A 7,068-nucleotide genomic window follows, 5' to 3' on the forward strand; every position below is an offset into this window, starting at 1 on the left:
GCCCCCCCACCGCCCGACGTGGCGCCCCTCCAGAGGGGGTTGCCCGGAGGCCTGCGCGTCCTGGGCCTCCTCGCGGTGGCGCTGGTGCCCATCGTCGTGGCGGTGCGCGAACTGGGCCGCATCCACCCGGACGAAGTGTTCCAGGCGCTGGAGCCCGCGTGGTGGCGCGTGCACGGCTACGGTGTGCTGGCGTGGGAGTGGCGCGAGGGCCTGCGCAACTGGGCCCTCCCCGGCGTGCTCGCGGCCTTCCTGAAGCTCTCGGAGGTGCTCGGCATCACCGACCCGCGCACCTACCGCGGCATGGTGGCGGTGCCCCAGTTCGCCCTGCACGCGTGGAGCCTGTGGGCCGTGTACCGCTTCGCCGCGCGCCGCGCCGGCCCGACGGGTGGGGCGCTCGCCGTCCTGCTCCTGGGCCTCAGCGGACCGGTGCTCCTCTTCGCCGGACGCACGCTGTCGGAGTCCTTCTCCGCGTCCTTCCTGCTCGTGGCCATGGAGGCGCTGGACCGGCCCGGCACGGACGCACAGGCGCGGCGCGCGGGGATCCTGGGCGGCATGGCGCTGGGGCTCGCGGTGGTGACGCGCTACCCCTCCGCCCTCTTCGTGCTGGCGGCGCTGGGCTGGCTCGTCGGCGCGCGCAGGTGGCGCGTCCTTGCGTTCGCCTGTGTGGGAGGCCTGGGCGTGGCGCTGGGCCTGGGCGGGCTCGACTGGTTCACCTGGGGCGCCCCCTTCCACTCATTCCTGGCCTACGTGCGCTTCAACGTCCTGTCGGGTGAAGCCGCCGCCGCGTTCGGGGCCTCCCCGCCGGAGTTCTACGCGCAGCCGTTGCTCCGGGCCGTGCCCCTCTGGGCCTGGGCCGCCGTGCCGCTGTCGCTCGCATCGCTGCTCCGGTGGCGCACGCTGTCCCTGCCGCTCACGTGCGCGGCCGTCTACACCGCCGTCCTCCTGGCCACGCCGCACAAGGAGGAGCGCTTCCTCTACCCGGCGCTCGTGCTGGGGTTGCTCGCGGCGGCCTCCCAGCTGGCTGCGGCGCTCATGGCGATCCAGCGCCCGGGGCTGCGAGGCGTGCTGACCTTCTCCTCGCTGTGGCTGGGCTTCGTGCGGACGGACGGCTACCCCTCCCAGGACCTGCGGCGGGACCAGTTCCGCGCCATCGTCCAGGCCACCCGGGGCGACGCGAAGGGGCTCCTCATCGTGAACGAGGGGCTGTGGGGCTCCGGGGGCTTCTTCTACATCGGCCGGAACATCCCCTGGCGCACCTGCGACTGGCCCCGCGACGCGGCCTTCCAGGCTTCCATGCGCGACCCCGCCTTCAACCGCGCTGTCACGTTCGAGGGCCGGGCCCTGCCGGAGCTCCAGGCGGCGGGTTTCCGCGTCGTCCGTGAAGTGGGCCGCGAAACCATCCTCGCCCGCGACTGAGTCCGAGCGGCCGGGCAGGGGAGGGGTTGCCCGCAAAGCAGAAGCGCCGATGTCCCTCGAAGGGGACATCGGCGCTTCATGACAAAACAGAACGGCCGGGACACACGCGGAAGTACGCTACCGTTGCTTCCTTCCGGACCTGGCGGGGTTCGCGCCCCCACGTTGTCCCGACCACAAAATCAGTGCTGCTAGCGCGAAGATAACAACGGAGAGGGTGGGATTCGAACCCACGATACCCTTTCGAGTATGCACGCGTTCCAGGCGTGTGCCTTCAACCGCTCGGCCACCTCTCCACGGACGATGGAGCGGAGAGCGTAGGATTCGAACCTACGGTACCGTTACCGGTACGCCTGATTTCGAGTCAGGTGCCTTCGACCACTCGGCCAGCTCTCCAAGTATTCAGTTTTCACGTCGCTTCGTGCGCAAGCGCTCGAAGAACGTCTTGAGAAGCTGGCGACTGTCCTCCGCCAGGATGCCGCTTGTGACCTGGAGCCGGTGGTTGTGTCGCGGCTCCTCTGCGAGATTGTACAGCGAGCCTACCGCACCCGCTTTCGGGTCCATCGTACCAAAGACGAGCCGGGTGACACGAGACTGAACCAACGCCCCGGCGCACATGGCGCACGGTTCCAGGGTCACGTACAGGGTGACTCCGGAGAGGCGCCAGGCACCGCGTGCTTTCGCAGCGGCTTCCAGCGCGAGCATCTCAGCATGGGCGAAGGGGTTTCGGTCGCACTCGCGCCGGTTGAAGCCCGTGCCCACGACGTTGCCGTCCAGCACCGCTACCGCACCGACGGGTACTTCTCCGAGTGAAGCTGCTTCCCGCGCGAGCACAAGGGCCTGCTGCATGAAAGCGACGTCATCACTCATGAGCCACACGACACAAAAAGAAGAAGATGGCGCTCCCTGGAGGATTCGAACCTCCGGCCTTCGGATTCGTAGTCCGACGCTCTATCCAGCTGAGCTAAGGGAGCAATGTCTTCCGGTGCTGCTTACGACAAGTGGCGGAGAGAGAGGGATTCGAACCCTCGATACCCTTACGAGTATGCAGGTTTAGCAAACCTGTGCCTTCAGCCTCTCGGCCATCTCTCCAACGTTTCTCTGTCAAAGAACCGCTAAATTCAAGCGCAAAATCGGAGGCGGTAGGATTCGAACCTACGGAAGGCTTTCACCTTCTGCGGTTTTCAAGACCGCTGCCTTCAACCGCTCGGCCACGCCTCCACACCTTGCGCCGACGGTCCCCCGCAGGCCGATAGCGCCCGTGGGGCCGCCCTTCTACATCATTTCGGTTCCGGTGCAAGTGGATGTTGGCCCCTTTTACGCCGGGGCCCCCTCCACCGCGCGGACTACAGGGGGCGCAGCTCCTTGAGGCCGCCCATGTACGGCACCAACGCCTCCGGGATGGCGACGCTTCCGTCCTCCCGCTGGTAGTTCTCCAGGATGGCGATGCTCGTGCGCCCCACGGCCAGCCCGCTGCCGTTGAGGGTGTGCACCATCTGCGGCTTGTCCCCCTTCTGGGCGCGGAAGCGGATCTTCGCGCGGCGCGCCTGGAAGTCGCCGCAGTCCGAGCAGGACGAAATCTCCCGGTACGCGCCCTGGCCCGGCAGCCAGACCTCGATGTCGTACGTCTTGCGCGCGCCGAAGCCCATGTCCCCGGTGCACAGCAGCATCACGCGGTGGTGCAGCCCCAGGCGGCGCAGGATGTCGCACGCGTCGTCCGTCATCGCCTCCAGCTCCTCCAGGCTCTTCTCCGGAGGGGCGAACTTCACGAGCTCGACTTTGTGGAACTGGTGCTGGCGGATGAGGCCGCGCGTGTCGCGTCCCGCCGCGCCGGCCTCCGCGCGGAAGCACGGGCTGAAAGCGCAGTAGCGGATGGGCAGCTGGTCGCCCTCCAGGATTTCGTCCGCGTGGTAGTTCGTGACGGGGACTTCCGCGGTGGGGATGAGGAAGCGCTCGGGCTCGCCGGACGTCTTGAACGCGTCGTCCTCGAACTTGGGCAACTGGCCCGTGCCCATCATCGTCTCGCGCAGCACCAGGTAGGGCGGGAGCAGCTCCGTGTAGCCCTTCTGCGTGTGCACATCGATCATGAACGTGACGAGCGCGCGCTCCAGCCGCGCGAGCGCGCCCTTGTAGAAGGTGAAGCGGCTGCCGGACACCTTGGCGGCGCGCTCGAAGTCGAGCATGCCCAGCGACTCGCCCAGCTCGAAGTGCTGCTTCGGCGTGAAGAGCAGGTTCGGCTTCTCACCCCAGGCCTTCACCTGGACGTTCTCGTCCGCGCTGGTGCCCACGGGCACCGACTCGTGGGGCACGTTGGGGATGAGGAGCAGGATGCGGTTGAGCTCCTCCTCGACCTCCTTGAGGCGGGTCTCCTTCTCCTTGATCTCCTGGGAGACGGCGCGCAGGTCGCCGCGCAGCTTCTCCATCGCGGACGGGTCCTCCTTGGCCTTGCGCTTCATCTCCTCGTTGGCGGCGTTGCGGCGCGCGGCCAGTGCTTCCACGGAGATGTAGAGGTCCCGGCGCTCCAGGAAGAGCGCCTGGAAGGGGCCCAGGTCCAGGCTGCCGCCCCGCGTCTTCAGTCGGGCGACGACCGCATCGAAGTTCTGCGCAACGTTCCGGAGGTCCAGCATAGGGGCCCGCCTTGTAGTCATCCCGGGCGTGGGCCGGCAAGGCTCACCACGTCCGGCGTGCTCAGGGCCGGACGCCGCCCGGCCCCGGGGACTGACCGGCGCCCCGTGCCACCGCCCATGCCCGGGGGGCGGACCCGGAGGCCCGCCTTGGGGGCAGGTCAGTGTTCGAGGTCGTAGATCTCGTCCTCGATGTCCTTCTTGTCCGCCGCGTCCGGCTTCTTCACCAGGTACTCCTTGAAGGCCGAGATGGCGTCCTTGCGCTTGTTGCGCTCCTTGTAGGCGAAGCCCAGGTAGTAGAAGGGCTGCGGGTTCTGCGGCTCCGCCGTGGTGGCCTTGCGGTACCAGTCAATGGCCTTGGCGTGCTGGGCCTGCTCCGTGTAGGCGCGCGCGACCTTGTAGTAGACGTACGTGAGCTTCGGGTCGGCCTTGAGCGCCGCCTGGTAGCGGCGCACGGCGTCGTCCCAGCGCGCGGCGTTGAAGAGCGCGTCACCGATGGCGCCCATCACCCGCGTGCGCTGCGGATCCGCCTGGAGGCTGGCCTCGAAGGCGGCGATGGCGCCGTCGAAGTCGCCCTTCTCCAGGAACGCGTGGCCCAGGGCCTCGTGCGCGTCCGCGTAGTTGGGGTCCAGGGCCACGGCGGCCTGCCACTGCTCGATGGCCTCCGGCAGCTTCTTCGCGTCGCGCAGGATGACGCCGTAGGCGTAGTGGTAGTCCGGGCGCTTGGGCGCGCGCTCCACCGCGCCCTTCATGCTGTCGAGCGCCTGGGTGTACTCGGAGCGCTTCGCGCGCACGAGCCCCAGGTAGTAGAGCGCCTCGGGGTTGGACGGCTCGTTGCGCAGCGCGAGGCCCAGGTTGCTCTCCGCGCCCGCCAGGTCGCCCTTCTCCAGGAGCACCGCGCCCAGGGTGATGGGGGTGGTGGTGGAGCGCGGGTCCTCCTGCTTGGCCTTCTCCAGCTCCGCCACGGCCTCGTCCAGGCGGTGCAGCCGCCAGAGCACGAGCCCGCGCTGCAGCCGGCCGTCCTTCAGCAGGTGCGGATCCAGCTCCAGGGCGCGGTTGGCGCTCGTCTCCGCGCGGGCCGCGTCGCCGCCCAGCAGGGCCACGCGCGACAGGCCCAGGTGGGCGTCCGCGAGGTTGGGATCCAGCTGGATGGCGCGGTCGAACTCCTGCTGCGCCAACAGGCTGTTGTTCTCCGCGAGCGCCAGCTCACCCAGGCCCGCGTGCACGCCCGCGTGTTCCGGGGCCTGCTGCGCGGCGTTCTCCAGCAGGGTCCGGGCGTCCGCGTTGCGGCGCTGCCGCAGGTACAGGCGGCCCAGGTACAGGCCCGCGTCCACGAGCTTCGGATCCGCGGCGGTGGCGCGCTTGAAGTGGCCCTCCGCTTCCGCGGGCTTGTCGAGCGCGTCCTCGATGCGGCCGTAGAGGTACGCGATGCGCGCCTCGTTGGGGAAGCCCTTGCTGGCGGCCTCCACGGCGGTGAGCGCGTCCTGCATCTTGCCCGTCATCACCAGCGAGGTGATGTGGCCGTCCACGTACTCCAGGCTGTCGCTGGCCTCCGTCGCGAGCGACGCGTAGAGCGGCAGGGCGCCGTCGTAGTCGCGCTGCGCGCGGAGCACCTGGGCGAGCTGCGCCTTGATGAAGGTGGACTCCGGGTTGTCCTTGAGGGCCTCCTTCAGCTCGGCTTCCGCTTCCTTGGGCTTGAACTGCTGGAAGAGGGCCACGCCCTTGAGGCCGCGGGCGCGGGCGCGCTCGGCGGGCCCCAGCGCGTCCTGGAGCTTGAGGGCGCTCTCCACGGCCTGGGCGCCCTGCTCGATGTTCGCCTTGCGCACGAGCAGCTCCACCGCGGCCAGCTCCACCGCGGACGCAGCGTGCCGGGGGTCGGCCTCCAGCGCGGCGGCGTAGGCCTGGGCAGCCTCGTCGGCCTTGCCCGCCTCCTGGTACAGGTTGCCCAGCGCGTGGTGGGCCTTGGCGGACTTCGCGTCCCGCTCCAGGACCTTCTTCAGCGTGGTGATGGCGTTGGCGGTGTCCTTCTGCTGCGCGTAGGACTCCGCCAGGAGGAAGGCGAGCTCCAGGTCACCCTGGTTGCCTTCGCGGCTGTACGCGTCCTGCAACCGGGCCTGCACCTGCGCGGCCTGGCGGGACTGGAGCGCGAGCGCGGCGGCGGTCTTGATGACCTCCACGTTCTTCTCGCCCAACAGCTCGATGGACTCCATCTGCTGCTGGCACGCGCTCAAGTCGGCACGCTCACCGGCGGCGTAGCGGCGCTGCAGGTAGGCCACGGACTGGCACCACAGGGCGCGGACCTCGGGGTACTCCTTGGAGGCCAGCACCTTCGCGCTCTTGTCCCGCGCGTCCTTGTAGCTGGCGTAGGTGTCCTCCAGCAGGCCCTTGCGCGCCTCCTCCACGAGCTTCGCCTCGGGGGAGCCGGAGGACACGCGGGAGGGGAAGAACTTGTGGCGGCCGAAGGCGCCGTAGCGGCTGGCCTCGAAGCTCAGGCCGGCGCCCAGCACGAGCACCGACACGCCGGCGGCCACCAGGAGGGGGACGCGCTTCTTCCACTTGAGGTCGGCGGCGCTGCGGTCCACGACGGACACCGCGGCCATGCGGCCTTCGTACAGCTGGCGCAGCCGCTCCATGCTGGCCTGGCCGTTCGCGGGCTCCGCGCTGGCCGGATCCGCGTTGACGGTGTTGGCCGAGGCCGCGAGGGGGACGGCCTTGGAGGGGCCCTCCATCAGCCGCTGGATGGCGGTGGCGAAGATGGGCACCGTGCCGATGGCGGACCAGCTCTCCGAGTCGGGCGAGACGTCCTCGTTGCCCAGGAGCTGGCCGTCCTCGAGCATCTTGACGATGACGCCCTCTTCGAACGGGCCGAACATCTTCCCGGAGCGGCGGCGCACGTGGAAGCGCTTCACCTGCACGCGCCCGCCCATGTCCTTGCCGGCGGTGTCGTCAATGAAGCTGAGCATCTCCAGGCCGTCCGCGGGGCCCGAGGCGGGCGGGGGCGGCAGCGGCGCGGAGAGGTCCGCCTCCAGGT

4 protein-coding genes, 5 tRNA genes and 1 other RNA gene are annotated in these 7,068 nt (G+C 69.5%); 1 reads left to right on the top strand and 9 read right to left on the bottom strand.

The window, feature by feature from the left end; all coding sequences use genetic code 11:
• The first annotated feature begins 18 nt into the window (after positions 1-18).
• Positions 19-1,416, top strand: a complete 1,398-nt coding sequence (locus D7V97_RS37305; protein WP_120615376.1) for a glycosyltransferase family 39 protein — start codon at positions 19-21, stop codon at positions 1,414-1,416.
• Between the two features lie 85 nt (positions 1,417-1,501).
• Here D7V97_RS37305 and ffs read toward each other — a convergent pair.
• The 9 genes from ffs to D7V97_RS37350 form a co-directional block, all read right to left on the bottom strand.
• An RNA gene (gene ffs / locus D7V97_RS37310) (signal recognition particle sRNA small type) lies at positions 1,502-1,594 on the bottom strand.
• A gap of 28 nt (positions 1,595-1,622) precedes the next feature.
• A tRNA-Ser gene (locus D7V97_RS37315) sits at positions 1,623-1,709 on the bottom strand.
• 13 nt (positions 1,710-1,722) lie between these two features.
• Positions 1,723-1,809, bottom strand: a tRNA-Ser gene (locus tag D7V97_RS37320).
• 6 nt (positions 1,810-1,815) lie between these two features.
• A complete protein-coding gene (gene tadA, locus D7V97_RS37325) occupies positions 1,816-2,283 on the bottom strand; it encodes a tRNA adenosine(34) deaminase TadA (RefSeq protein ID WP_120615379.1) in 468 nt (155 codons plus the stop codon).
• A 27-nt stretch (positions 2,284-2,310) separates the two neighbouring features.
• Positions 2,311-2,387, bottom strand: a tRNA-Arg gene (locus D7V97_RS37330).
• Positions 2,388-2,415: 28 nt separating this feature from the next.
• Positions 2,416-2,505: transfer RNA gene (locus D7V97_RS37335), tRNA-Ser, on the bottom strand.
• A gap of 42 nt (positions 2,506-2,547) precedes the next feature.
• Positions 2,548-2,634 (bottom strand) — tRNA-Ser (locus tag D7V97_RS37340).
• A 125-nt stretch (positions 2,635-2,759) separates the two neighbouring features.
• Positions 2,760-4,040 carry a serine--tRNA ligase gene (gene serS / locus D7V97_RS37345; RefSeq protein ID WP_120615377.1) on the bottom strand — a complete coding sequence of 427 codons (1,281 nt, stop codon included), beginning with the start codon at positions 4,038-4,040 and terminating at the stop codon, positions 2,760-2,762.
• Between the two features lie 158 nt (positions 4,041-4,198).
• The coding region (locus tag D7V97_RS37350) for a tetratricopeptide repeat protein (RefSeq protein ID WP_120615378.1) at positions 4,199-7,068 on the bottom strand (2,870 nt) is incomplete at its 5' end.

Origin of the sequence: Corallococcus sp. CA053C, from assembly GCF_003611675.1 — a bacterium.
In the GTDB taxonomy this organism is placed as follows: domain Bacteria; phylum Myxococcota; class Myxococcia; order Myxococcales; family Myxococcaceae; genus Corallococcus.

Coding starts and splice junctions, on each gene's coding strand:
- tadA (WP_120615379.1), bottom strand. CDS start 2,283: ATGAGTGATGACGTCGCTTTCATGCAGCAGGCCCTTGTGCTCGCGCGG.
- serS (WP_120615377.1), bottom strand. CDS start 4,040: ATGCTGGACCTCCGGAACGTTGCGCAGAACTTCGATGCGGTCGTCGCC.